The sequence below is a fragment of the Bradyrhizobium sp. NBAIM08 genome (assembly GCF_020193935.1).
Lineage (GTDB): Bacteria > Pseudomonadota > Alphaproteobacteria > Rhizobiales > Xanthobacteraceae > Bradyrhizobium > Bradyrhizobium yuanmingense.
Map to the genome: position 1 here is coordinate 116,855 of NZ_JADYVR010000007.1, position 23,041 is coordinate 139,895.

General features: G+C 65.0%; 21 protein-coding genes. 13 read left to right on the forward strand and 8 right to left on the reverse strand.

What is annotated here, in order from left to right:
- Positions 1-61 precede the first annotated feature (61 nt).
- A complete protein-coding gene (locus tag I6F37_RS24045; protein WP_085968676.1) occupies positions 62-1,639 on the reverse strand; it encodes a sodium:proton antiporter in 1,578 nt (525 codons plus the stop codon).
- Positions 1,640-1,725: 86 nt separating this feature from the next.
- On the opposite strand from I6F37_RS24045, the gene I6F37_RS24050 reads away from it, so the two are divergent.
- From I6F37_RS24050 to I6F37_RS24070, 5 genes are all read left to right on the forward strand, one after another.
- Positions 1,726-2,484 (forward strand): tetratricopeptide repeat protein, encoded by a 759-nt coding sequence (locus I6F37_RS24050; RefSeq protein ID WP_035997487.1) that lies wholly within the window; start codon positions 1,726-1,728, stop codon positions 2,482-2,484.
- A 307-nt stretch (positions 2,485-2,791) separates the two neighbouring features.
- The gene (locus I6F37_RS24055; protein ID WP_035997490.1) at positions 2,792-4,183 is read left to right on the forward strand and encodes a tetratricopeptide repeat protein; all 1,392 of its coding nucleotides are present in this window, start codon (positions 2,792-2,794) and stop codon (positions 4,181-4,183) included.
- A 349-nt stretch (positions 4,184-4,532) separates the two neighbouring features.
- Positions 4,533-6,443 carry a propionyl-CoA synthetase gene (locus I6F37_RS24060; RefSeq protein ID WP_225126532.1) on the forward strand — a complete coding sequence of 637 codons (1,911 nt, stop codon included), beginning with the start codon at positions 4,533-4,535 and terminating at the stop codon, positions 6,441-6,443.
- Between the two features lie 158 nt (positions 6,444-6,601).
- On the forward strand, positions 6,602-6,871 hold the full coding sequence (locus I6F37_RS24065) for a hypothetical protein (protein ID WP_225126530.1): 270 nt from the start codon (positions 6,602-6,604) through the stop codon (positions 6,869-6,871).
- 193 nt (positions 6,872-7,064) lie between these two features.
- Positions 7,065-7,811: an OmpW family protein gene (locus tag I6F37_RS24070; RefSeq protein ID WP_225126527.1), complete on the forward strand. Its 747-nt coding sequence runs from the start codon at positions 7,065-7,067 to the stop codon at positions 7,809-7,811.
- Positions 7,812-7,894: 83 nt separating this feature from the next.
- On the opposite strand, the gene I6F37_RS24075 is transcribed toward I6F37_RS24070, so the two are convergent.
- Positions 7,895-8,590, reverse strand: coding sequence for a DUF1013 domain-containing protein (locus tag I6F37_RS24075; RefSeq protein ID WP_035997500.1), 696 nt, complete (start codon positions 8,588-8,590; stop codon positions 7,895-7,897).
- Between the two features lie 263 nt (positions 8,591-8,853).
- Between I6F37_RS24075 and ispH the strand changes: the two genes are divergently transcribed.
- From ispH to rnhA, 3 genes are read left to right on the forward strand one after another with little or no spacing between them, the layout of a single operon-like run.
- The gene (gene ispH / locus I6F37_RS24080) at positions 8,854-9,822 is read left to right on the forward strand and encodes a 4-hydroxy-3-methylbut-2-enyl diphosphate reductase (protein WP_036021214.1); all 969 of its coding nucleotides are present in this window, start codon (positions 8,854-8,856) and stop codon (positions 9,820-9,822) included.
- A 6-nt stretch (positions 9,823-9,828) separates the two neighbouring features.
- Entirely contained in the window at positions 9,829-10,812 is a 984-nt protein-coding gene (locus I6F37_RS24085; protein WP_035997505.1) for a homoserine kinase, read from the forward strand.
- Positions 10,809-11,273 (forward strand): ribonuclease HI, encoded by a 465-nt coding sequence (rnhA, locus tag I6F37_RS24090; protein ID WP_035997507.1) that lies wholly within the window; start codon positions 10,809-10,811, stop codon positions 11,271-11,273. The genes I6F37_RS24085 and rnhA overlap by 4 nt, the downstream gene beginning before the upstream one ends.
- 161 nt (positions 11,274-11,434) lie before the next feature.
- Here the strand turns inward: rnhA and I6F37_RS24095 are convergent, their stop codons facing one another.
- The 6 genes from I6F37_RS24095 to I6F37_RS24120 form a co-directional block, all read right to left on the reverse strand.
- Entirely contained in the window at positions 11,435-11,920 is a 486-nt protein-coding gene (locus tag I6F37_RS24095) for a peroxiredoxin (protein WP_028180275.1), read from the reverse strand.
- A 108-nt stretch (positions 11,921-12,028) separates the two neighbouring features.
- Entirely contained in the window at positions 12,029-12,583 is a 555-nt protein-coding gene (locus I6F37_RS24100; RefSeq protein WP_036021216.1) for a DUF924 family protein, read from the reverse strand.
- 15 nt (positions 12,584-12,598) lie between these two features.
- Entirely contained in the window at positions 12,599-14,284 is a 1,686-nt protein-coding gene (locus tag I6F37_RS24105) for a long-chain fatty acid--CoA ligase (RefSeq protein WP_036021219.1), read from the reverse strand.
- A 190-nt stretch (positions 14,285-14,474) separates the two neighbouring features.
- Positions 14,475-15,980 carry a D-alanyl-D-alanine carboxypeptidase family protein gene (locus I6F37_RS24110; protein ID WP_074447682.1) on the reverse strand — a complete coding sequence of 502 codons (1,506 nt, stop codon included), beginning with the start codon at positions 15,978-15,980 and terminating at the stop codon, positions 14,475-14,477.
- 189 nt (positions 15,981-16,169) lie between these two features.
- Positions 16,170-17,966: a glucan ABC transporter ATP-binding protein/ permease gene (locus I6F37_RS24115; protein WP_225152887.1), complete on the reverse strand. Its 1,797-nt coding sequence runs from the start codon at positions 17,964-17,966 to the stop codon at positions 16,170-16,172.
- A gap of 82 nt (positions 17,967-18,048) precedes the next feature.
- The gene (locus I6F37_RS24120; protein WP_225111596.1) at positions 18,049-19,098 is read right to left on the reverse strand and encodes an ABC transporter substrate-binding protein; all 1,050 of its coding nucleotides are present in this window, start codon (positions 19,096-19,098) and stop codon (positions 18,049-18,051) included.
- A 227-nt stretch (positions 19,099-19,325) separates the two neighbouring features.
- Here I6F37_RS24120 and I6F37_RS24125 point away from each other — a divergent pair, with 227 nt between their 5' ends.
- The 5 genes from I6F37_RS24125 to I6F37_RS24145 all read left to right on the forward strand — a co-directional run bounded on the left by I6F37_RS24125 (position 19,326) and on the right by I6F37_RS24145 (position 22,874).
- Positions 19,326-19,685 carry a hypothetical protein gene (locus I6F37_RS24125; RefSeq protein WP_225111597.1) on the forward strand — a complete coding sequence of 120 codons (360 nt, stop codon included), beginning with the start codon at positions 19,326-19,328 and terminating at the stop codon, positions 19,683-19,685.
- A gap of 117 nt (positions 19,686-19,802) precedes the next feature.
- Positions 19,803-20,207, forward strand: a complete 405-nt coding sequence (hisE, locus tag I6F37_RS24130) for a phosphoribosyl-ATP diphosphatase (protein WP_036021238.1) — start codon at positions 19,803-19,805, stop codon at positions 20,205-20,207.
- Positions 20,208-20,253: 46 nt separating this feature from the next.
- The gene (locus I6F37_RS24135) at positions 20,254-20,856 is read left to right on the forward strand and encodes a YqaA family protein (RefSeq protein ID WP_081492862.1); all 603 of its coding nucleotides are present in this window, start codon (positions 20,254-20,256) and stop codon (positions 20,854-20,856) included.
- 47 nt (positions 20,857-20,903) lie between these two features.
- A complete protein-coding gene (locus tag I6F37_RS24140) occupies positions 20,904-21,443 on the forward strand; it encodes a hypothetical protein (protein WP_035997543.1) in 540 nt (179 codons plus the stop codon).
- Between the two features lie 30 nt (positions 21,444-21,473).
- On the forward strand, positions 21,474-22,874 hold the full coding sequence (locus tag I6F37_RS24145) for an aspartate ammonia-lyase (RefSeq protein WP_225111598.1): 1,401 nt from the start codon (positions 21,474-21,476) through the stop codon (positions 22,872-22,874).
- Positions 22,875-23,041 lie beyond the last annotated feature (167 nt).

Here is a 23,041-nt window from a genome sequence, read left to right on the forward strand (position 1 = left end):
GTGTGACTCGGCGCACATTGCAGAGCGCCCAAACTCTTGTCGGGACGACAGCGGAGAGACATCATCCGCCCGCGCTCAATTCTGCGCGATCGAGCTCCTCCTCGAGCCGATGAAACGCATCGTCGCCGATCACCTCGGTGGCGCGCAGGTCGAAGATCGCCTTGCGCGCGGCCTCGATAGCGCGGCGGCGCAGGGGATCGGCGGGCAGTTCGCCGTTGCTGATGCCGCCGTTGGGATCGGTCTCGGCCTGCATCAGGATGGCGCGATATTCGAGCCGCAGGATTTCCGCCTCCTCCGACGGATCGCTCTCGATCGCATCGAGCGCGGCGCGATAGGCCACGGCGCGGCCGCGGGCGACCTCGATGCCGACGGGATCGTCGTCCTTGAGGTTGAAAGCGAGGATCAGCGGCCGCAGCGTCAGGCCCTGGATCACCAGCGATCCCAGCACCACCGCAAACGCGATGAAGACGATGAAGTCACGATAGGGAAAGTTTTCCGGCAGGGCAAAGGCGGTGGCGAGCGTTACGAGGCCGCGCATGCCGCACCAGGAGATGATGAGCCCGCCCTTGGGCGAGGCCACCTGCTGCGGATCCTTGGGATGATAGAGCCCCTGCGCGATCAGCACCCGCAGGCTCGTGCGATAGAACGTCACCCAGAACAGGCGTACCAGGATCACCGTAAGCAGGATCCAGGCGGCGGCCACGCAATATTCCCAGCGCACGTCCGCATCCAGCCGCGTCCAGATCGGCCGCATCTGCATGCCGATCAGCATGAAGGCGAGCACGTTGAGCACGAACACGGTCGTCTCCCACACCGCATAGGACGGCACCCGCAGCCGCGCCGGGATGCGCGCCGGTGCGGTGCGCGCGACCGTGATGGCGTAGACCACGATGGTGAGGATGCCGGAGAGACCGAGATGCTCGGCGGCGATCCAGACCATGAAGGTGGTGGCGAACTGCACGATGATGGCGCTCGGCGCCTCCGTCACCCGCTCCATGAACAGCGGAATGATGCGGCCTGCGGCCAGACCAGCGATGACGCTGCCGACCAGCGCCAGCGCCATGGTCGGGGCGACCTGGCTCCAGGTCAGATGCTCGGTGGCGACCGCGCCGACGGCGATGCGATAGATCAGCAGCGCGCTGGCATCGTTGAGCAGGCTTTCGCCCTCCAGCACCTTGACCATGCGGTGGGGCAGTTTGACCTGGCTCAGGATCGCAACCGCAGCGGCCGCATCCGGCGGCGCCACGATGGCGCCGAGCGCGACCGCGGCGGCCCAGGGCATGTCGGGCATCAGCCGGTGCGCGACATAGGCCACGGCGGCCGTGGTCAGGCCGACCGCGGCCACCACCAGGGTCGAGACCGGAACCCAGTTCTTGCGAAGGTCGCGCAGCGACGTGTCGAAGGCGGCATCGAGCAGGACCGGCGCGACAAAAAGGGCAAGGGCGAGGTCCGGCTCCAGCGTCCAGGACGGGCTCGACGGCACGAAGGCGATCAGCGCGCCGCCGATGGCGAGAAAGGTCGGGTAGGGCACCTTGATCCGCCGCGCCAGCGCCGATAAGCCAACCGCGCCGAGCAGCAACACAATGATCCATTCGAATGTCGACACGATGATCCCCGAAGCCGATTTCAGCGGCGCCACAAGCTAGCACCAATCCGGCCGTATGATGGATAGTGCGGCTTCAAGGCAAGAGCTTAACATCGACGACAAGGCTTCGACTGCAACGCATGCGTTTTCTCATTCAGCTGATCGGCGCCGGACTGCTCTATGCGCTATCGTTCGCCCCGGCCGATGCCGCGACCGGCGGCGAGCCGGTGGCTGTGACGCAGGTCGATGTCGCGCCCTGCCTCGCCGCGGCCGCAGCCGATGACATGGACAAGGCCGCCACGGCCTGCGCCGAAGTGATCGACAACGAGAAGACGACGAAGGCCGATCTGATCAAGGCTCTGATCGCGCGCGGTGCGCTCTATGCGCGGCACAATCAGGTGGACCATGCCATCGCCGACGACAGCCGTGCTCTTCTGCTCGATCCCGGCCTTGCCGACGTCTTCAATGCGCGCGGCGAACTCTGGCTGAAGAAGGGTGACAAGCCGAAGGCGGTGCAGGATTTCGGCGCAGCGCTCAGGATCGATCCGAACCACGAGAAGGCCAAAGCCAATCACAAGGCGATGGCGCGCGAGATCGAGCGGATCGGCGCGCAGATGGCGGTCGCCGGCAAGCCCAGCTTCAATTGCGGGCGAGCGCGTCGGGCGGTGGAACGGGCGATCTGCGGCAATCGCGAGCTCGCCGATCTCGATCGCGAGGTCTTTGCCTCCAATGCCCGTGTGATCCGGGAGGCGCGCAATGCGGCCGAGGCCAAAGCGCTCCAGCGCGAGCAGGTCGAGTTCATCGCGCGCCGCAATGCCGATTTCGGCCGGCCGGGATACGACCTGAAGAAGGCGATGCAGCAGCGCTTGCAGCGGCTGAACGGTGTGGATGGATATTGAGATTTTCGCCTCTCCCCGCAAGCGGCAGGGCAATCGCATTTGAATATTGCAGGGGTCGTCATGCCCGGGCTTTGTCCCGGGCATCCACGTTCTTTGTGCCGTGTGAAAAGGCGTGGATGGCCGGGACGAGCCCGGCCATGACGCTGTGGAGACAGCCGGTGCCCACAGCCACATCTCATATGCGATAGTCCTGCCCAAGCAGGGCGAGGGAGAGCCGGCAGCGCTCCGTCCCTCCCAGGCCCGGTTTGAACCCATCGCTTGCCAGCTGCGACAACGGTGAGAACCCGACGTCACGGAGCCCTATGTCATGTGCGGCACTCACGCCTCCGCGCAAGCGCTTTCGCCTGCCAAAATCTCGCTTCGCGCCCTCTTTCTCGGCGCGGCCATGAGTTTCGTTCTCGCGGCTCCCGCCGCGGCGAGCACCGAGTGCGTGCTGGGAAGCAAGGCCGCCCCGGTCGAGTTGATCTCCGCGTGCAGCGCCATCATCGACCAGACCGCCAATTCGGCCGCCGAACGCAGCGCGGCCCTCGTCGTCCGCGCCGAAGCCAATGCGCAGACCCTTGGAGGCCAGTCACAGGCGCTGCGGGATCTCGACCGCGCCATCGCGCTCGACGGCAAGAACGCGAAGGCCTGGCGCGTGCGCGGCGATCTCCTGCGCGAGGCCGGCGGCGATCTCAACCGCGCCGCGGCGGATCTGACCAAGGCGATCGAGCTCGACCCGCAGGATGCCGAAGCTTACGAGCTGCGCGGCGTCGTCTACACCAATCAGCGCCGCCTCGACCGCGCACTCGCCGATTACGACCAGGCGATCAAGCTGAAGCCGGACGATGCGCAAGCCTGGTCCGACCGCGGTGTGGCCTATTATCTCGGCGGCGACAACGAGAAGGCGATCAGAAATTTCGACGAGGCGCTGCGGCTCGATCCCAACCGCGCGCGCACCTACACCAATCGCGGCGCGGCCTACAAGAAGCTCGGCCAGCTCGACAAGGCGGTCGCCGACGACGGCGAGGCGATCAGGCTCGACCCGAAGGTGCCGGAATATTACGACAACCGCGGCCTGACCTATGCTGCGATGGGCGAGTACGACAAGGCGATTGCCGATTACGACCAGGCGATCCGGCGGGAGCAGCGCGCCAATTTCCTGACCAACCGCGGCGATTCCTACCAGTTCAAGGGCGAGCTCGGGGCTGCACTGAGCGACTACGAGGCCGCGCTGAAGCTCGATCCGAATTTCGCGAAGACCTACAACAACCGCGCGGTGCTCTACAAGAAAATGGGCGAGCGCAAGAAGGCGCTGGCCGATTATGAGACGGCGCTGAAGCTGGATCCCGGCAATGAGAATGCAGCGAACGGCCGCCGCAGCATGATGGCCGAGATCGCCAGGTTCGGCGCGGCGTCGCCGGGCCCAATGCATGCGCGCTCAGCCGACGATAGCGGTCCCTCCTTCAAGTGCGCCACCGCCAAGCGTGAGGTCGAGAAAGTGATCTGCGCCGATCCGCAGCTCGGCGTGCTCGACCGTCAGATCGCCGAGACCTATGAACGCGTGCTGAGGGCTTCCAAAGGACGTTCCGCTAGCGACCTGCGCAAGACCCAGCGCGAGTTCCTCACGACGCGCAATGCGAGCTTCCGCCGCCCCGGATACGATCTGAAGAAGATCATGCAGGACCGCTTGCAGCGGCTGAACGCGATGGAGAGCTGAGAGGCGAAGGAGCTGAAGCCTTGCGGCTGGTTCCGTAACCTCTCCCGCCTGCGGGAGAGGTCGACGCGCTCGGAGAGCGCGGCGGGTGAGGGCTCTCTCCTCTTGGGGACCTCATGGATCTTGCACGATCCCAACGCGGAGACACCCCCACCCCAACGAGGGAGCCGACTGCCGATGCCGCGCAAGCTTCACACCTCTCCGCCAAAAACCCATCCTTTTCACCTTGAACCGCGGCCCGTTCCCGGGAAAATGGGCTCCAACAAGGCCGGCAATTGATCCTGGTCATGGCGGGGCGCCTGTCCTGCCACGAGGTTCAAGCCAGGTGAATCAAGGGAACGGGAGCGCGGGAATGAATATCCAGGGCAAAAGCAGCTATCATGAAGTCCATGCGCGCTCGCTGGCCGATCCCGAGGGCTTCTGGGCCGAGGCGGCGAAGGAGATCGACTGGATCGAGCCTGCGACGAAGGTCTTCGATCCCTCGCAAGGAACCTACGGCCGCTGGTTTGCCGGCGGCGTCGTCAACACCTGCTACAACGCCCTCGACCGCCACGTCGAGCGCGGCCGCGCCGACCAGGTCGCACTGATCCATGATTCGCCGCTGACGGGCTCGGTCACCAAGCTCACCTATGCCGAACTGCTGAACGAGGTCCGGGCGCTCGCCGCAATCATGCAGGATTTCGGCGTCGCCAAAGGCGATCGTGTCATCCTCTATATGCCGATGGTGCCGGAGGCGGTGGTCGCGATGCTCGCCTGCGCGCGGCTCGGTGCGGTGCACTCGGTGGTGTTCGGCGGCTTTGCCGCGAAGGAGCTTGCCACCCGCATCGACGATGCGCAGCCCAAGCTGATCCTGTCCGCTAGCTGCGGCATCGAGCCCGGCCGCATCGTGCAGTACAAGCCGCTGCTCGACGAGGCGATCAAGCTTGCCAGCAGCAAGCCGAAGGCCTGCATCGTGCTGCAGCGTCCGCAGCTCACCTGCGAGATGACGCCGAGCCGCGATTACGACTGGGCCAGCCTGCGCCGCAAGGCGCTGAACGACGGCAAGCGCGCGGCTTGCGTGCCTGTCGCCGCGACAGACCCGCTCTACATCCTCTATACCTCGGGCACAACAGGCGTGCCGAAGGGCGTCGTGCGCGACAATGGCGGGCATCTCGTCGCGGTGAAATGGTCGATGTTCAACCTCTATGGCGTCAAGCCGGGCGAGGTCTGGTGGTGCGGCTCCGACATCGGCTGGGTGGTCGGCCACAGCTACATCGTCTACGGCCCGCTGCTGCATGGCGCGACCACGATCATGTACGAGGGCAAGCCGGTCGGCACGCCCGACGCCGGCGCGTTCTGGCGCGTGATCTCCGAGCACAAGGCGGTGGCCTTCTTCACCGCGCCGACGGCCTTCCGCGCCATCCGCAAGGAAGACCCGGAAGGGAAATTCATCCGGCAGTACGACCTCTCGAAATTCCGTACCCTGTTCCTCGCCGGCGAGCGCGCCGATCCGCCGACCGTGGAATGGGCGGAGCAGCAGCTGAAGGTACCGGTGATCGACCATTGGTGGCAGACCGAGACCGGCTGGTGCATCGCCGGCAATCCGGTCGGCCTCGGCATGCTGCCGGTGAAGCACGGCTCGCCGACGGTGCCGATGCCGGGCTATCAGGTCGATGTCGTCGACGAAGCGGCAAAGCCGGTCGGCCCCAACACCATGGGCTCGATCGTCATCAGGCTGCCGATGCCGCCGGGCTGCCTGCCGACGCTGTGGAATCAGGACGCGCGCTTCAAGGAGGCTTACCTGAGCGAATTCCCCGGCTATTACAAAACCTCCGACGCCGGCTACAAGGACGAGGACGGCTATATCTTCGTGATGGGCCGCACCGACGACATCATCAACGTCGCCGGGCATCGCCTCTCCACCGGCGGCATGGAGGAGATCCTGGCCTCGCATCCCGATGTCGCCGAATGCGCCGTGCTCGGCGTCAAGGACGCGATCAAGGGCGAGGTGCCCTGCGGCTTCCTGGTGCTGAAAGCGGGCGTGAAGCGCCCGCCGGCCGAGATCGAGAAGGAGATCGTCGCGCTGGTGCGCGACAAGCTCGGCCCGGTCGCCGCGTTCAAGCTCGCCATCACCGTCGGCCGCCTGCCCAAGACGCGCTCCGGAAAGATTCTGCGCGGCACCATCAAGAAGATCGCCGACGGAGAATCCTGGACCATGCCGGCGACGATCGAGGATCCCAAGGCACTCGAGGAGATCGGCGAGGCGCTGAAGGGACGGATGTGAGGCGAAGCGTCATCCCGGGGCGGGAAGGGCGTTGCTTCACCGCTCTCCACTGTCATCGCCCGCCTGTGCGGGGAACGACAGCGAGCGTGGAACGGCGTCCAGGGACTTACAATCTCCGCATTCCGCGCTAAACAGGGCCGGCCGATAGGGGACCTCGTATGCCACTTGCCGCCGCGCCACGCCTGCTGACCGCCTTAGCTCTCGCCGTCGCTCTCTCCGCCTGCTCGGCGCGCTACCAGAATCCGGTGGCGGCGGGCGGCGATGATGACGACGCCGTCTGCCAGAGCCGCGGCTATGCGCAGGGCTCGCCGGAATACGTAGCCTGCCGCAAGGACCGCGACGTCCAGCGCAACGCGGCCACCGCGCGCGCCGACCGCCGCCAGCGCGATCTCGGCGAGTACATGCTGAACAACCCCGTGCGCCCGTGATGTGAGCTGCGGCACTATGCTGCCGCGCCACCCGCTTCGCATTCGCGGTTTCCGTGACACATCTGCAACGCCGGGGGCCAAATCGCGTCGCGATAGTCCTGGTTTGATCGGCATCAAATCCTTCACCATCCTCTTTCTGCTCTGACGCTGATGTCGCGCAACGACGCGTCGACATGGTTGAAGGGGATTGAAAATGGATGGAACGATAAGAAACTTGGCGCGGGTCGCGACGCTCGGCGCGATGCTCGTGGGCACTTTTGCATCAGTGCAGGCGGCAGATCTGCCGGTCTACAAGAAGGCGCCGGTGCCGGTGGAGGCGTTCAATCCGTGGATGATCCGCCTGCGGGTGCTCGGCGTATTGCCGGATGCGGGCGGGAGCACCGTCAATGTCGCGGGCGTGCCTTCGCTGTCGTCGCCGAATTCAGGCCTGTCGATCAGCGACCAGGTCGTCCCCGAGCTCGACATCAGCTATTTCTTCACCAAGAACATCGCTGCCGAATTGATCCTGGGCGTGACCAGGCATTCGATCAGCGGCACCGGCTCGCTCGCGAATCTGCCGATCGGCAAGACCACGCTGCTGCCGCCGACGCTGACGCTGCAATATCACTTCGACCAGTTCGGCGCGTTCAAGCCGTATGTCGGCGCGGGCGTGAACTACACCGTGTTCTTCAACAATTCCGCGGCCAATGCGCCTTCCGCGATCGCCGGTCCGCCCGCGATCGTCGCCACCACCACCAACCTGCACGTCAGCAACGCCTGGGGCGGCGCCGTCCAGTTCGGCTTCGACTACATGATCGACCGGCACTGGGGTCTCAATGTCGACGTCAAGAAGCTCTGGCTGCGCCCGAACTACAGCGCCATCGTCTCCGGCCTGCCGGTCACCGGCACCGCGCATATCGATCCGTGGCTGGTCGGCGCGGGTGTGACCTACAAGTTCTGACCTGAAGCCCAGCTCGGGCGTACAAACAAAACGCGGCAGGTTTTCCTGCCGCGTTCGCGTTGATGGTGGATGAACGGGAGGAATTACTCCTCCTCGTCCTCGTGCTTCTTGCCGCCGAGCGTCTTCAGCTTGGCAAACACGGCGTCGACGTTGAGGTCGTCGCTGGACTTCTCCGCGGGCTCGTACTCGTCCTTGCGGGTGGTCTCGGAGGCCGGCAGCAGGGTGGCGCCGCCATAGGCTGCGTCGATCGGCTTCTCCTTCGCCGCGCGCTGCACCTCGAAATCGAGCTCGATCTGCGAGCACAGGCCGAGCGTGACCGGGTCGATCGGGGTCAGCGCCGAGGTGTTCCAGTGGGTACGGTCGCGCACGCTCGCGATCGTGCTCTTGGTGGTGCCGACCAGGCGCATGATCTGGGCGTCCTTGAGCTCCGCATGGTTGCGCAGCAGCCAGAGGATGGCGCTCGGGCGCTCATGGCGGCGCGAGACCGGGGTATAACGCGGGCCCTTGCGCTTGGGCTGGGGCGGCAGCACCACCTTGCTCTCCTGGAGGCGGAGCCGGTAGTCCGGGTTCTTCTCGCCCTTCTCGATTTCCTCGCGGGTCAGCTGGCCATTGGAGAGGGGATCCATGCCCTTGATGCCCTGGGCGGCGTCGCCGTCGGCGATGGCACGCACCTCGAGGGGATGCATCTTGGTGAAATCGGCGACCTGGTCGAAGGTCAGCGCGGTGTTGTCGAGCAGCCAAACGGCGGTCGCCTTGGGCATCAGAGGTGCGTTGCTCATGGCAAATCTCCTTTGTGCTTCGCCCACCCCTCTGGAGGCGAAACCGGTGGTCATCAGCGATGACAGGGAATTCGCGCTATATAAGCCCGGAGGGGGTAGCCATGCAATGGTTCTGCTATAGATAGTGCCTTGACACCGCCCGAAAGGGGGCCCAATTCCCTTTGAACCGCTGTAAGGTTCAAGCCGACAGTTTTAAGCCAAATTCCCATCCATCGACCGCCCCGGCAGAACGCGATCGGGTGATTCGGTCCCGAGATCGCTCAATGTCAGCCAAACCAGACCTCAAGATCGTGCTTTGTTCTCCCCGCGGCTTCTGTGCCGGGGTGGTCCGGGCGATCGACACCGTGGAACGGGCGCTCGATAAGTACGGCGCCCCCGTCTATGTTCGCCACGAGATTGTGCACAACAAGTACGTCGTCGATGGGTTGAAGAAGAAGGGCGCCATCTTCGTCGAGGAGCTCGCCGAAATCCCCGAGAATACCACCGCCCCGGTGGTGTTCTCGGCCCATGGCGTACCGAAATCGGTTCCGGCCGACGCCCAGTCCCGCAACCTGTTCTCGCTGGATGCGACTTGCCCGCTGGTGACCAAGGTGCATCGCGAGGCCGCGATCCATTTCAAGCGCGGCCGCGAGATCTTCCTGATCGGCCATTCCCACCATCCCGAGGTAGTCGGTACGCTCGGCCAGCTGCCGCCCGGCGCAGTGACCCTGATCGAGACCGCCGAGGATGCCAAGACCATCACGCCGAAGGACCCCAACAACCTCGCCTTCGTGACGCAGACCACGCTGTCGATCGACGACACCGCGGAGATCGTCGCGCTGCTCAAGGAACGCTTCCCCAACATCAACGGGCCGCACAAGGAAGACATCTGCTACGCCACCACCAACCGCCAGCTCGCGGTGAAGAAGGTGGCGCCGGTGGTGGACGCGCTCATCGTGGTCGGTGCTCCCAACTCGTCGAACTCGCAGCGCCTGCGCGAGGTTGCCGAGCGCGAGGGCTGCAAGATCGCGGTGCTGGCGCAGCGCGCCGCGGACCTCGACTGGACCAGGTTCGGCAACATCAAGAGCCTTGGCATCACCGCTGGCGCGTCCGCGCCTGAGGTGATCGTCGAGGAGATCATGGACGCCTTCGCCGAGCGCTACACGCTGCACGTGGAGACGGTCTCGGCCGCGGAAGAGAACGAGTTCTTCCCGTTGCCGCGTCAGGTGCGCCCCGAAGCTGCCGCCGAGTAGACCTTGATGGCGGTCTACACCGACGTCGCCGCCGACGAGCTTGCGGATTTCCTGAAGCAATACGATCTCGGCGAATTGCTCTCCTACAAGGGCATCGCCGAGGGCGTCGAAAATTCCAACTTCCTGCTGCACACAAGCAAAGGCTCGTTCATCCTCACGCTGTACGAAAAGCGCGTGGCAAGGAACGATCTGCCGTTCTTTCTCGCGCTGATGACGCATCTGGCCGAGCACGGCGTCAATTGTCCGCTGCCTGTGAAGGCAAGAGACGGCGAGGCGCTGCGCGAGCTGGCAGGCCGGCCCGCAGCGATCATCACCTTCCTCGAAGGCGTCTGGCCGCGCAAGCCGAACGCGACCCATTGCGCCGGGGTCGGCGAGGGGCTGGCGAAGATGCATCTGGCAGGCGCGAATTTTGCGATCAAGCGCACCAATGCGCTCTCGGTTTCCGGCTGGCGGCCGCTGTTCGACGCAGCTTCAAGCCGCGCCGACGAGGTGCAGCCCGGTCTGCGCGATTTTCTTGCCGCCGAACTTGATTATCTCTCGAGCGGCGTCTGGCCGAGCAACCTGCCCGAAGGCGTGATCCACGCCGACCTTTTCAACGACAACGTCTTTTTCCTCGGCGACAAGCTCTCGGGGATCATCGACTTCACCTTCGCCTGCAACGACATGCTGGCCTATGACGTCGCGATCTGCCTCAACGCCTGGTGCTTCGAGCCGGATCATTCCTTCAACGTCACCAAGGCGCGTGCCTTCCTCAACGCCTATGGCCGGGTGCGCAAGCTGAGCGAAGCCGAAGAGGCCGCGCTGCCGCTGCTGGCGCGGGGCGCGGCGATCCGCTTCCTGCTGACGCGGCTGGTCGACTGGCTCAACGTGCCCGCAGGCGCGCTGGTCAAGCCGAAGGATCCGCTCGAGTATGTCCGCAAGCTGCGCTTCCATCAGAGCGTGACGAGCGTGCGCGATTATGGGCTGATGCCGTCGGGGCTGGTGGCGTGAGCGAGCTACCCAATGTCACGATCTATACCGACGGCGCCTGCTCCGGAAATCCCGGGCCGGGCGGCTGGGGCGCGATCCTGAAGTTCGGCGACAAGGAGAAAGAGCTGAACGGCGGCCAGCCGCACACCACCAACAACCAGATGGAATTGATGGCGGCGATTTCGGCGCTCGAAGCGCTGAAGCGGCCGTGCACGGTCGACCTCTACACCGACAGCCAGTATGTCCGGCAGGGCATCACCGGCTGGATCTTCGGCTGGAAGCGCAACGGCTGGCGCACCGCCGACAAGAAGCCGGTGAAGAATGTCGAGCTATGGCAGCGCCTCGACGCAGCGCTGAAGCAGCACGAGGTCCGCTGGCACTGGGTCAAGGGCCACGCCGGCCACCCCGAGAACGAGCGCGCCGACCAGCTGGCGCGCGACGGCATCGTCATGGCGCGGTTGCAGCAGCGGGTGAGGGAGTAGGGGGCGCCATCGTCGCCTCATTCACCACTGTCATCGCCCGGCTTGACCGGGCGATCCAGTACTCCGATACGTTTCTGATTCAACCGAGAAGCCTCGGCGTACTGGATGCCCCGCCTTCGCGGGGCATGACAGCGTCATGTGTGGCTAAGACCGGTGGCGCCTCACAGCTGCCCGAGCAGCGTATCGCCGCCGGAGACCTCGACCTTGCCGGGCATCGCCTCGAGGTTCAGCTTCTTGACCACGCCGTCCTCGATCAGCATCGAATAGCGCTTGGAGCGGATGCCGAGGCCGTTGGCGGAGGCGTCCAGCTCCATGCCGATCGCCTTGGTGAAGTCGGCATTGCCGTCGGCGAGGAAGACGGCCTCGTCGCGCTGGTCGGTGTCGCGCTTCCAGGCGTTCATGACGAAGGCGTCGTTGACGGAGACGATGGCGATGGTGTCGACACCCTTGTCCTTCATGGCATAGGCGTTGAGGAAGATGCTCGGCAGATGCATCTTGTGGCAGGTGCCGGTATAGGCGCCGGGGACCGCGAACAGCGCCACCTTCTTGCCCTTGAAGATGTCGTCGGTGGTCTTCACCTGCGGGCCTTCCGCCGTCATCACGCGGAATTTCGCCTCGGGCAGCTTGTCGCCAATCTGGATCGCCATCGTCACTCTCCCTGAAAATCGGTCCCGCTTTTTAGACCGGGCGGCGGGCCTGCACAATATTGCCAGTGGCGGAAGCGGCGAGGATGGCGGCCGTTCACCGTGATGTCATCAGCCGGCAAAACCGCCGCCGTCGAGGAAGGCCTGCTCCTCCTCGGTGGTGTCGCGGCCGAGGAGACGGTTGCGGTGGGGAAAGCGGCCGAACCGCGCGATGATATCGGCGTGGTCGCGCGCGTATTTCAGGCTTTCGGTATTGTCGGTGTTTCGAAACAGCGCGACGCAATGCAACTGGTCGGCCAGGTGCTCGGAATGCATGAAGGGCAAATAGAGGAATTCCAGCAGGAGGGGATCGACCCTGCGATCGACGCCGCGCGCGATGGCGCGGCGGGCGACGTCGCGCGCCTGTGCGTCGCTGGCAAAGGCCTGCGGCGTGCCGCGAAACATGTTGCGGGGAAACTGGTCGAGCACGATGACGAGTGCCAGCACGCCGTCGTCGCTTGTCTCCCATGAGGCAAGCTCGCCGGCGGCTGCCTTCTGCCACAGCGAGAGAAAGCGGCGTCGTATCTCCGCATCGAAATCATCGCTGCGCTCGTACCAGCGTTGGCGCCCGGCCTCTCGCCAGAAGGCGAGAACGCCTGATGGCGTGATGTCGCGGGCGTCAGCCATGAATGGAGGCGCGCCTTACGCCGCCTCCGCCTTCTTCTCGTCGCGCAGCTGCCGACGCAGGATCTTGCCGACATTGGTCTTCGGCAGGTCATTGCGGAATTCGACGTGCTTGGGCACCTTGTAGCCGGTGAGCTGGTCGTGACAGAACTTGATCACGGCATCCGCCGTGAGGTTCGGATCCTTCTTCACCACGAAGGCCTTCACCGCTTCGCCCGACTTGGAATCGGGGATGCCGATCACGGCGCATTCGAGCACGCCTGGATGGCTCGCGATGACTTCCTCGACCTCGTTCGGATAGACGTTGAAGCCGGAGACCAGGATCATGTCCTTCTTGCGGTCGACGATCTTGATATAGCCCTTCTCGTCCATCACGCCGATGTCGCCGGTGCGGAAATAGCCGTCCGCGGTCATCACCTTGGCGGTCTCTTCCGGCCTGTTCCAGTAGCCCGACATCACCTGCGGGCCCTTGGCGCAGATCTCGCCCGCCTGGCCGAGCGGGACCTCGTTGCCCTCGTCGTCCCGGATCGAGATGTAAGTCGACGGCACGGGGATGCCGATCGAGCCGGCGAACTCGGTCGCAGTCGGCGGATTGCAGGTCAGGACAGGCGACGTCTCCGACAGGCCGTAGCCCTCGGCGATGCTGCAGCCCGTGATGTTCTTCCATTGCTCGGCAACGGGGCGCTGCACCGCCATGCCGCCGCCGTTCGAGATCTTCAGCTTGGAGAAGTCGAGCTTCTTGAAGTCGGGATGGTTCATCAAGGCGTTGTAGAGCGTGTTCACGGCCGGGAAGGTGTTGACCTGGTATTTCGCCAGCTCCTTGATAAAGCCGGGTATGTCGCGCGGGTTCGGGATCAGCAGGTTGCAGCCGCCGGCGCGCACAGCCAGCAGATAACAGGCCGTCAGCGCGAAGATGTGATAGAGCGGCAGCGCGCAGACGATCATGAGCTGCTCGACATGCGGCGGCGAAGCGAGCGCCGGCTGCAGCCAGGCATCGTTCTGCAAGACGTTGGCCACGATGTTGCGATGAAGCAACGTGGCGCCCTTGGAGACGCCGGTGGTGCCGCCGGTATATTGCAGGAAGGCGACGTCACCGGGCGACAGCTTCGGCTTGTTGAACGTCATGCCACGCCCGGCGGACAGCGCGTCGTTGAAGGAGACCGAGCCCGGCAACGACCAGGCCGGTACCATCTTTTTGACCCGGCGGACGACGAGGTTGACGATCACGCCCTTGAAGCCGAGCAGGTCGCCCATGCTGGCGACGATGACGTGCTTCACCTGCGTCTTCGCGATCACCTGCTCGACGGTGTGGGCGAAGTTCTCCAGCACGATGATCGCTTCGGCGCCCGAATCCTTCAGCTGGTGCTCGAGCTCGCGCGGCGTATAGAGCGGGTTGACGTTGACCACCGCGAAACCGGCGCGCAGCACGGCGGCCGTCGCGACCGGGTATTGCAGCACGTTCGGCATCATGATGGCGATACGCGCGCCACGCTGCAGCCCGCGGCCCTGCAAGTAGGCGGCAAGCGCGACCGACATCTGGTCGAGGTCGCGATAGCTGATCGACTTGTCCATGCAGATGAATGCCTTGCGGTCGGCGAACTTGGTGAAGCTCTCCTCCAGCAGGTCGACCAGCGATGCGTATTGCGTCGGCTCGATATCGGCAGGCACGCCGGGCGGATATTGCTTGAGCCAGATGCGCTCCATGGAAGACTCCCCTCATTGACCAGGGCCCGTTGTTCTCGGGCTTGCCTCGTTGTCGCCAGTATCCAGCTTGCCGGAACGGGTGGCAAGCCGTCGTGGCTTAGGGCAAAGGTCGGGCCGTCGCTACTGGAATCGTCGCAAAACGGTGCTGCCGCAGGTGCGAAGCGGGGCTGCGGTTTAGTGCAGAGCGGCGTTAACTGTTGTTGGCCGGTTTGGCCGCGGCGGGAGGCTTCGTCGCGGCGGGGGTCGTCGCTGCCTTGGGCTTGGCGGGCTTCGCCGCCTGATCGCCGCCGGCCGAAGGCTTCTCGGCGGGCTTCGCCACCGCATCCGGCTTGGTCGCGGCATGCTTGGCGCCAGCCGGCTTGGTTGCGGCCGGTTGGGGCGTGGCCGGCTTGGCCGCCTTGCCGTCAGTCGGCTTGGCATCCGGCTTGGCCGCCGCGGTCTTGGTGTCCTTGGGCTTATCGGCCGGCTTGTCGGCGGCGTCTGGCTTCTTGGCGACGCGCGGCTTCTTGGCGCGCGGCTTGGACGCGGCCTGCTGGTCGGCATCGGCTGCCACAGCGGCAATCAGGGCGGTGCCGGTGCGGGTCGGGCCGGTATAGACCAGCACGGGCTCGGTCGGAGCCGCAGCCGAGGCCATCAGCTCGGAAGCTTTCATCAGCGGCGGCTGCAGGCCTGCCGTGAAGAAGGTGAACTGGGCCGCGCCGCCGGTGGCGGAGCCCGATCCGGTCGCGCCGCCACTGGCCGCAATCAGCGCATCGTCGTCGTCGCTGGCCGGCCGCTTGCGGTTGGGTCCGCACATCTCGTCGCGCAGGTTCGGCGGCGTGGCATCGACCGGCACGAGATTGTCGACCGTGCCGAGCGAGGGGCGCAGCCAGGTGAGGTTGTCCGGAGCGAAGCCACGCTCCAGCAGCTGCGCCGCCTTCACCGCGCGTGCCGTGCCGGAGTTTGCACCGAGCACCACCGCGATCAGCCGGCGGCCGTTGCGCGTGGCCGAGGCGACGAGGTTGTAGCCGGAGGCGCAGATGAAGCCGGTCTTGAACCCGTCGGCGCCGGGATAGCGGCCGATCAGCTTGTTGAAATTGCCGGTGACGCGCTTGCCGAAGCGGATCGCCGGGATATGCATGTAGTACTCGTATTCCGGCAGGTCGCGCAGGAAAGACCGCGCCAAGATGCCGAGGTCGCGCGCAGAGGTGATCTGGCCTTCGGCGGGCAGGCCGTTTGGATTGACATAGCTCGTCTGCGCCATGCCGAGCTTCCTCGCGGTGTCGTTCATCACCGCGGAGAAGCCGTCGACCGAGCCGCTGACGCCTTCGGCGAGCACCACGGCCATGTCGTTCGCCGACTTGACCATCATCATCTTCAGCGCGTTGTCGACGGTGACTTGGGTTCCCGGGCGGAACCCCATCTTCGATGGCGATTGCGAGGCCGCGGTCGGCGACACCGTGAGCAGCGTGTCAAGCGTCAGCCTGCCGTCCTTGACCGCCTTCAGCGTCACATAGGCGGTCATGATCTTGGTGACGGAGGCCGGGTACCAGGGAAGGGTCGCGTTTTCGGCCTGCAGCACCTTGCCGCTATCGGCCTCGATCAGCAGGAGCGCTTCGGCGCTCGCCGTGCGCGGCGCGAGCATCGCGGCACAGGCGAGCGTCGCAGCGAACAGGTTGAACAGGGATTTGCGAAGCAGCGGGCGAAGGGCGTGCACTATCCGATTCCGGTCCTTGGAGATCCGCCTGATACGGCCGGTTCTCGTGATCTGATTGTCGGTTCTGAAATCCAGCGCCGCCGCTTGCGGCGTCGCAAACCTATACCGGCTGGTGCGTCGAGAATAGGGGGATCGGCGCGGTATTCCGCAACGAAGTAGGCCGAATTTCGACGGTCCTCTCGGGACTTGCTAGGGGGATTTGACAGCTGTCGCGGCAGCCTCGGCGGCCGTCACGCTGGCCCGTGCGTTCTCCTGCACCATGAACTGGGCCTTGGCCATCTCGGCAAAATGGCCGCCTTTGGCCACGAGTTCATCGAAAGTTCCGGTTTCGATCACCCGCCCATTCTCGAACACCAGGATGCGCGTGGCGTTGCGGATGGTGGAGAGGCGATGGGCGATCACGAAGGTGGTGCGGCCCCTCATCACTTCGTCGAGAGCGGCGTTCACCTTGACCTCGGTGACCGCGTCGAGCGCGGAGGTCGCCTCGTCCAGGATCAGGATCGGCGGATCCTTCAGCAGGGCGCGGGCGATCGAGAGCCGCTGCCGTTCGCCGCCGGAGAGCATGCGGCCGCGCTCGCCGGCATTGGTCTCGAAGCCGCCGCTGCGTTCGATGAATTCCAGCGCCTGCGCGCGCTCCGCCGCCTTACGCATCTCGGCCTCGGTCGCATCCGGCTTGCCGACGCGCAAGTTCTCCGCGATCGAGCGGTTGAACAGCAGCGCTTCCTGGAACACGACACCGATGTTCCGCCGCAGCGAGGTCAACGTGACGCCGCGCACGTCCATGCCGTCGATCTTGATGACGCCGGATTGCGGATCGAAGGCTCGGTGCAGGAGCGCAATCGCGGTGGACTTGCCGGCTCCGGTCGGGCCGACCAGCGCAATGGTCTGGCCCGGCAGCGCGGTGAAGGTGAGGTCCTCGATCGCCGGCCGCTTGCCGTCATAGGAGAACGTGACGTCGTGGAACTCGACGAGGCCCGACAGCCTGCCGGCATCGATTGCGTCGGGCCGGTCGTGCACCGCGGGCACGGCGTCGAGCACATTGAAGAACTCGCGCAGCCGCGGAGCTTCCATGAACACGTTGTTGATGAAGCTGACCACCTGCTCGAGCTTCTGGATCAGCAGCGTCGCGAAGCTCACGAACATCACGATCTCGCCGATCGAGGTCAGGCCCTGGTCGTGCAACGCGATGCCGAGGGTGAAGATCGCGAGCACCGTGATGGTGGTGGAGGCGCGCGTGATCACCGTGACCAGCGCCCACCACGACAACACCGGCATCTGCGCGGCCAGCAGCTCGTCGGCGACCGAGCGCAGCCCCTTGACCTCGGATTCGACGCGCACGAAGCTCTGCACCAGCGCGACGTTGCCGAGCGCATCAGACGCGCGCGCGGAGAGCTCGCTGTAGTGCTCCTCGACCGCCATCTGCATGCCGAAGGTCCTGCGCACCACGAAGGTGGTCAGCGCCGTGAAGACGATGCAGAGCACGAACAAGAGGATCGCCAGCCGCCAGTTCAGGTAGAGCGACAATGGCAGCAGCACCAGGACCGAAAGGATCGCGGCAAAATGCTCGCGGAAAAAGCCGAGCCACAGCCGCCACAGCGCGTCCGTGCCGTTGAGCATGACCTTCATCAGCCGGCCGGAATGGGTGCCGGAGTGGAAGGTCAAGGGCAGCTGCAGGATGTGCTCGAAATAGTCGGTCAGCACCGCCTGGCGCTGGCGATGCGAGAGCCGGTCGGCCTGCAAGGCCACCAGCGCGCTGCAGACGATGGTGAACAGTCCGAACGCGACCCAGGCGACCAGGAACGGCCAGGCCGAGCTCGAGCCGGCCACGGTCTTGCCCGAGAGCACGTCGACGATCCGGCCGAACAGCACGGGCTCGGCGAACTGCGATCCCGCCAGCAGGAGGTTGGCGACCGCGAGCAGCCAGCCCAGCCGCGCCTCCTTGCCGAGCAGCTCGAGAACGCGGGTGTAGAGACGGAGGATGGACATGTGGGCGAGGGACTCGGCGACGAGGGAGCCCACATTCTAAGCAGGGACCGCCGCGAGATACAGCGCAAGCTTTCAGTTTTGCTCAGTTGATCAGCCGCTCTGCCCGCGGCGGCAGGAACTGGCCGTCGAAGACGTCGCGAGCCGTCGGCCTTTTGCGGAATTTGAAGTCCCGCGCGATCTGATCGATCGAACGTTCCAGGCGCGCCGGCTCGACGCCGCCGAGGCCGTAGCGCTTGACCTCGTCGGTCAGGATATTGTCGGCAAGGACCGCATGCAGGCGCTTCAGCTCCAAATTGCGGTCGCCGTCCTCGATGCGGCTCGCGGCCTCCTCCGCCGCACGCGCCGGCTCCCTGGCCGTCGCGGTGATGCCCGCGATCAAGGCGCGGACGAAGCCTTTCACGGCATCCGGCTTCGCTGCGGCGAAGGCGGTGTTGGCGACCACGGCAAAGCCGTAGGCCTCACAGCCGTAGTCCGCATAGCGCAGCACGACGAGATCGGCTTCGGGTACGCCGCGATCACGCAGGTTCACCGCCGAGAGATAGCTGAACCCGGCGACGGCATCGACCTGTCCTGCGGACAGGATCGGCTCGCGCACCGCGGCACTGATCTTGTGGAATTTGACGTGCGATGCCTTGATGCCGTTCTGCTGCGCCAGCGCCGGCCACAGCCGCATCGACAGATCGCCGTCGGCAACGCCGACGGTCTTGCCGTCGAGGTCGGGCAGGAGACGGATGCCGCGGCTTTTGCGCGCGACGATCGCGTAAGGCGCGCGGTCGAACAGCACGAACACGGCCTTGACCGGCGCCGCGTCGTCCTTGTCACGAAAGCGTATCAGCTCGTTGATGTCGACGAGCGCGAGCTCGCTGTCGCCTTTGGCGAGCCGTGCGAGCGCCTCTGGCGATCCGCTCGCGCTGTTGAACGACACGTTGAGATGCTCGGCGCCGAACCTGCCGTCCTTCGCCGCAAGGAAGAATGGCGCCATGCTCGCATCGATAGGACGGTCGAAGGTGAAATGGATGGCGGTCGAGGGAGTGCCGCTCTCGGCCGCAATGCATTCGCGCACCGTCGATGCGGTGAACGCGATTGCAAGGGCCAAAAGGTATTGAAGGGCGATCGTCTTGAATCCGGACATCGGTCGCGCCGGCCCCGCAATGTTATGGTTTCGTGACGCTTGGCAAGCGCCGGCCCGCGACGAACGTGCGCGCGCGAACATGAACGGCGGATGAGCGGGCTTGCGGCATCGTTACGCAACCCCGTTCAGCTTGTGTTGGGGTTGGGGAACCTACTTAGGTGGTGAGTGTTTGACTGACATCAGCCTGTCGTCAGGCACAATCCGAGGTCCCAAGGAGGGTCCAGATCATGTTTGACAGCCTTTCGAAGTTCGTCGGCCGCAAGGCCGTTCTGGCCACGGCCGCCATGGTGGCCCTGACTGCCGCTGCACCCACCGCCTCTTACGCGGGCGGTCGTCATTGGCATGGCGGTGGTGGCGGCGCCGCTGCTGCCGCGATGTTCGGCCTCGCCGCGACCGGCCTCGCGATCGCAGCCAGCCGCAATGCCTACGCCTATGATCCGGGTCCGGTTTACTATTACGAGGGCGGCCCGGCCTATTACAGCGGCCCCGGCTATGGTTCTTATTATTACGACTCGGGCCGCCGCTACACCTATGGCGGCTACAAGAACCCCTGCGCCCACGGCTATTCCGGCTACAGCTGCTATTGACGGATCGGCCATTCTGATCGACGAACAGGCCGTCGCGCTTGCCGCGGCGGCCTGTTTTTTGCTTACATTGCCGCGTGTTAACACGCCGGCCATTTGTTTCGAGTAGTTTTGCGTACCATGAGTGATTCGCTTGAGCGGCTATATCTGGCTGTGCTCGCGGCCAGAGACCTTGATCCGGCAACATCGCGCACGGCCCGGCTGTTTCAGCGTGGGCCCTCAAAAATGGCAAAGAAGCTCGCCGAAGAGGCCATCGAAGTCGTCATCGATGCGGTCAATGGCGATAGCGAGGCCGTGATCCGGGAAAGCGCCGACCTGCTCTACAATCTCACCGTGCTGTGGGCTGCGGCCGGAGTGCGCCCCGAGGACGTCTGGCGGGAAATGACGCGGCGGGAGGACATGCTCGGAATTGCCGAGAAACTGCCGAAGTCGCCGCCGAAATTGCCCAAAGTCGCGTCACCGCGCATAGCCTCGCGGCGGCCTATTGTCGCGCTCGACGGCCGTGCCGCGCGCAAGCGCCACTAGAAACGTCACAAATCGCTCAAAAACTGGCGATGGACAAATCCGTCCCATGGTGCTTCATCGCGGCGCCATGCTGAAACGAATGTACGACTGGTGCATCGACGCCGCCCACAAGCCCTATGCGCTCTGGATCATGGGCATCGTGTCCTTCGCCGAAAGCTCCTTCTTTCCGGTCCCGCCGGATGTGATGCTGATTCCGATGTCCCTGGCGCGGCCGCAGCGCGCCTGGTTCTATGCCGCGATCTGCACCGTGACCTCGGTGCTCGGCGGCGTCGTCGGCTACGCCATCGGCGCGCTGCTGTTCGACTCGGTCGGCCAGTGGCTGATCCAGGTCTACGGCCTCGCCGACAAGGTTGACGCCTTCCGCGCCTCCTATGCGGAATGGGGTGCGGTCATCATCCTGCTCAAAGGACTGACGCCGATCCCCTACAAGCTCGTCACCATCACCTCGGGCTTTGCCGGTTACAACATCCTCCTGTTCGTCCTGTGCTCGATCGTCGCGCGCGGCGGACGCTTCTTCGTCGTCGCGATCCTGCTCAACCGCTACGGTGACTGGATCCGGGTCAGGATCGAGCGGCATCTCGGATTGTGGGTCGCGCTCGGCGCGATCGTGCTGGTGCTCGGCTTCGTTATCGCCATCAAGCTGATCTAGAGCCGCGGCGCTTTGCCGCCGCGCCGGCTTCGGCTACGGTTGTCGTCATGATGGTTCGATCCGGCAATCCGGCGGCACGGCATGGGACGCTGATGTCGACAGCGCTGCTGCTGCTGCTCGCTGCCGGAGGGACGGCCCGGCCGCAATCCGCCCCGCCGGCGCTCGGCCTTCAGCAGCAGGGAGCGCAGGCCGGCCCGTCGCCATCGACGCCCGCTCCCTCGGCGCCGCCGGCGCGCGAGGAGAATCCCGGGCTGATCAACGAAATGGGCAAGCTGTTCGACAAGCTGCCTTCGATCCTGCCGCCGATCAAAAGCCCCAGTGAAACCATGGACGACCTGTCGCGGCTGGCCAAGCCTTCGACCATGGTGTCGGGGCGCGTGATCTGCCCGGTCTCTGCGAACGGCGCGCCCGACTGCAAGCAGGCGGCCGACCAGCTCTGCCAGGGCAAGGGCTACAAGGAAGGCAAGAGCCTGAACGCCGACTCCGCGGAAAAATGCTCGGCCAAGGTCCTGATCCCGGGCCGGCAACGTAAACCGGACGACTGCCGCACCGACACTTTCGTGACTAGCGCGCTGTGCCAGAACTGAAGGCCGGCGCGCGAGAACCAAGGAGCGCCCATGAGCCGCACGGAGCAGGACTTCCTCGGACAGCGTGAGATCGCCGACGACATCTATTACGGCGTCCAGACCATCCGGGGTAAGGAGAACTTCCACATCACCGGCATTCCGATGAACCAGGAGCCTTACTTCGTGAAGGCGCTCGGTTACGTCAAGAAGGCCGCCGCGATGGCCAATCGCGACCTCGGCGCGATCGACGCCAAGGTCGCGGACGCCATCATCCTCGGCTGCGACCGCGTCATCGCGGGCGACATGATGGATCAGTTCGTCACCGATTTCATCCAGGGCGGTGCCGGCACGTCGACCAACATGAACGCCAACGAGGTGATCGCGAACCTCGCGCTGGAATCGCTCGGCTTTGCCAAGGGCGACTACCAGCACGTCAGTCCGAACGATCACGTCAATTACGGCCAGTCCACCAACGACACCTATCCGACCGCCTTTCGGCTGGCCCTGATCCTGCGGCTCGAGAGCTACATGACGGCGTTGCGTCAGCTCCAGGAAGCCTTCTTCGCCAAGGGACGCGAGTTCGAGCGGGTGCTGAAGATGGGCCGCACGCATCTGCAGGACGCGGTGCCGATGTCGCTCGGCGCGGAATTCCGGGGCTGGGGCACCACGATCGGCGAGGAGGTCGACCGCATCTCGGAAGCGCGCGCGCTGCTGCGCGAGATCAATCTCGGCGCCACCGCGATCGGCACCTCCGTCACGGCGGCGGTCGGTTATCCCAAGCTCGCCGTCCGGCACCTCAGCGCGCTCACAGGCGTCGATTTCATCCTCGCCGGCGATCTCGTCGAGGCGACCTCGGACACCGGCGCCTATGTGCAGCTCTCCGGCGTTCTCAAGCGCACGGCCAGCAAGCTGACGAAAATCTGCAACGACATCCGTCTGCTCGCTTCCGGTCCGCGCGCGGGCTTGAACGAGATCAACCTGCCGCAGCTTCAGCCGGGCTCCTCGATCATGCCCGGCAAGGTCAATCCGGTCATTCCCGAAGTCGTCAACCAGACCAGCTTCCTCGTCATCGGCCTCGATACCACGGTGACGCTGGCGGCAAGCGCCGGCCAGCTCCAGCTCAACGTGATGGAGCCGGTGATCTCGTTCGCGCTGTTCTTCTCGATCCGCACCATGGAGCGCGCGGTCAACAGCCTGCGCGAGAATTGCGTCGTCGGCATCACCGCCAACGAGGAGCACACCCGCAACATGGTGCTGAACTCGCTCGGCATCGTCACGGTGCTGAAGCCGCTGCTCGGCTACAAGCAATGCGCCGAGATCGCGCGCGAAGGCTACAAGAGTGGCAAGTCGCTGCACCAGATCGTCGTGACCGAACGCAAGCTGCTGACGCAGGAGAAGTGGGACGAGATGTTCTCGTTCGAGCGGCTGATCAACCCGGATTTGATCGGGTAGGCGGTCGCTGTCATTCCGGGCGCGCGAAGCGCGAGCCCGGAATCCATTTCGCCACGCGTGCTGACGCCCGATGGATTCTCTGATGCGCAATCGCGCATCATAGCTCGATGCTCCGCCTCGCCCCGGAATAAGGGGTGAAGGAATTCCGCTGCTTGGAATTGCGGCAA

Bases quoted from the DNA above. Each gene is read 5' to 3' on its own strand.
- I6F37_RS24135 (WP_081492862.1), top strand. From the start codon at position 20,254: ATGGTGCTTCATCGCGGCGCCATGCTGAAACGAATGTACGACTGGTGC.
- I6F37_RS24145 (WP_225111598.1), top strand. From the start codon at position 21,474: ATGAGCCGCACGGAGCAGGACTTCCTCGGACAGCGTGAGATCGCCGAC.
- I6F37_RS24060 (WP_225126532.1), top strand. From the start codon at position 4,533: ATGAATATCCAGGGCAAAAGCAGCTATCATGAAGTCCATGCGCGCTCG.
- I6F37_RS24050 (WP_035997487.1), top strand. From the start codon at position 1,726: ATGCGTTTTCTCATTCAGCTGATCGGCGCCGGACTGCTCTATGCGCTA.
- I6F37_RS24115 (WP_225152887.1), bottom strand. From the start codon at position 17,966: ATGTCCATCCTCCGTCTCTACACCCGCGTTCTCGAGCTGCTCGGCAAG.
- I6F37_RS24095 (WP_028180275.1), bottom strand. From the start codon at position 11,920: ATGGCGATCCAGATTGGCGACAAGCTGCCCGAGGCGAAATTCCGCGTG.
- ispH (WP_036021214.1), top strand. From the start codon at position 8,854: ATGTCAGCCAAACCAGACCTCAAGATCGTGCTTTGTTCTCCCCGCGGC.
- I6F37_RS24085 (WP_035997505.1), top strand. From the start codon at position 9,829: ATGGCGGTCTACACCGACGTCGCCGCCGACGAGCTTGCGGATTTCCTG.
- I6F37_RS24105 (WP_036021219.1), bottom strand. From the start codon at position 14,284: ATGGAGCGCATCTGGCTCAAGCAATATCCGCCCGGCGTGCCTGCCGAT.
- I6F37_RS24070 (WP_225126527.1), top strand. From the start codon at position 7,065: ATGGATGGAACGATAAGAAACTTGGCGCGGGTCGCGACGCTCGGCGCG.
- I6F37_RS24065 (WP_225126530.1), top strand. From the start codon at position 6,602: ATGCCACTTGCCGCCGCGCCACGCCTGCTGACCGCCTTAGCTCTCGCC.
- I6F37_RS24100 (WP_036021216.1), bottom strand. From the start codon at position 12,583: ATGGCTGACGCCCGCGACATCACGCCATCAGGCGTTCTCGCCTTCTGG.
- I6F37_RS24055 (WP_035997490.1), top strand. From the start codon at position 2,792: ATGTGCGGCACTCACGCCTCCGCGCAAGCGCTTTCGCCTGCCAAAATC.
- I6F37_RS24120 (WP_225111596.1), bottom strand. From the start codon at position 19,098: ATGTCCGGATTCAAGACGATCGCCCTTCAATACCTTTTGGCCCTTGCA.
- I6F37_RS24125 (WP_225111597.1), top strand. From the start codon at position 19,326: ATGTTTGACAGCCTTTCGAAGTTCGTCGGCCGCAAGGCCGTTCTGGCC.
- hisE (WP_036021238.1), top strand. From the start codon at position 19,803: ATGAGTGATTCGCTTGAGCGGCTATATCTGGCTGTGCTCGCGGCCAGA.
- I6F37_RS24140 (WP_035997543.1), top strand. From the start codon at position 20,904: ATGATGGTTCGATCCGGCAATCCGGCGGCACGGCATGGGACGCTGATG.
- I6F37_RS24075 (WP_035997500.1), bottom strand. From the start codon at position 8,590: ATGAGCAACGCACCTCTGATGCCCAAGGCGACCGCCGTTTGGCTGCTC.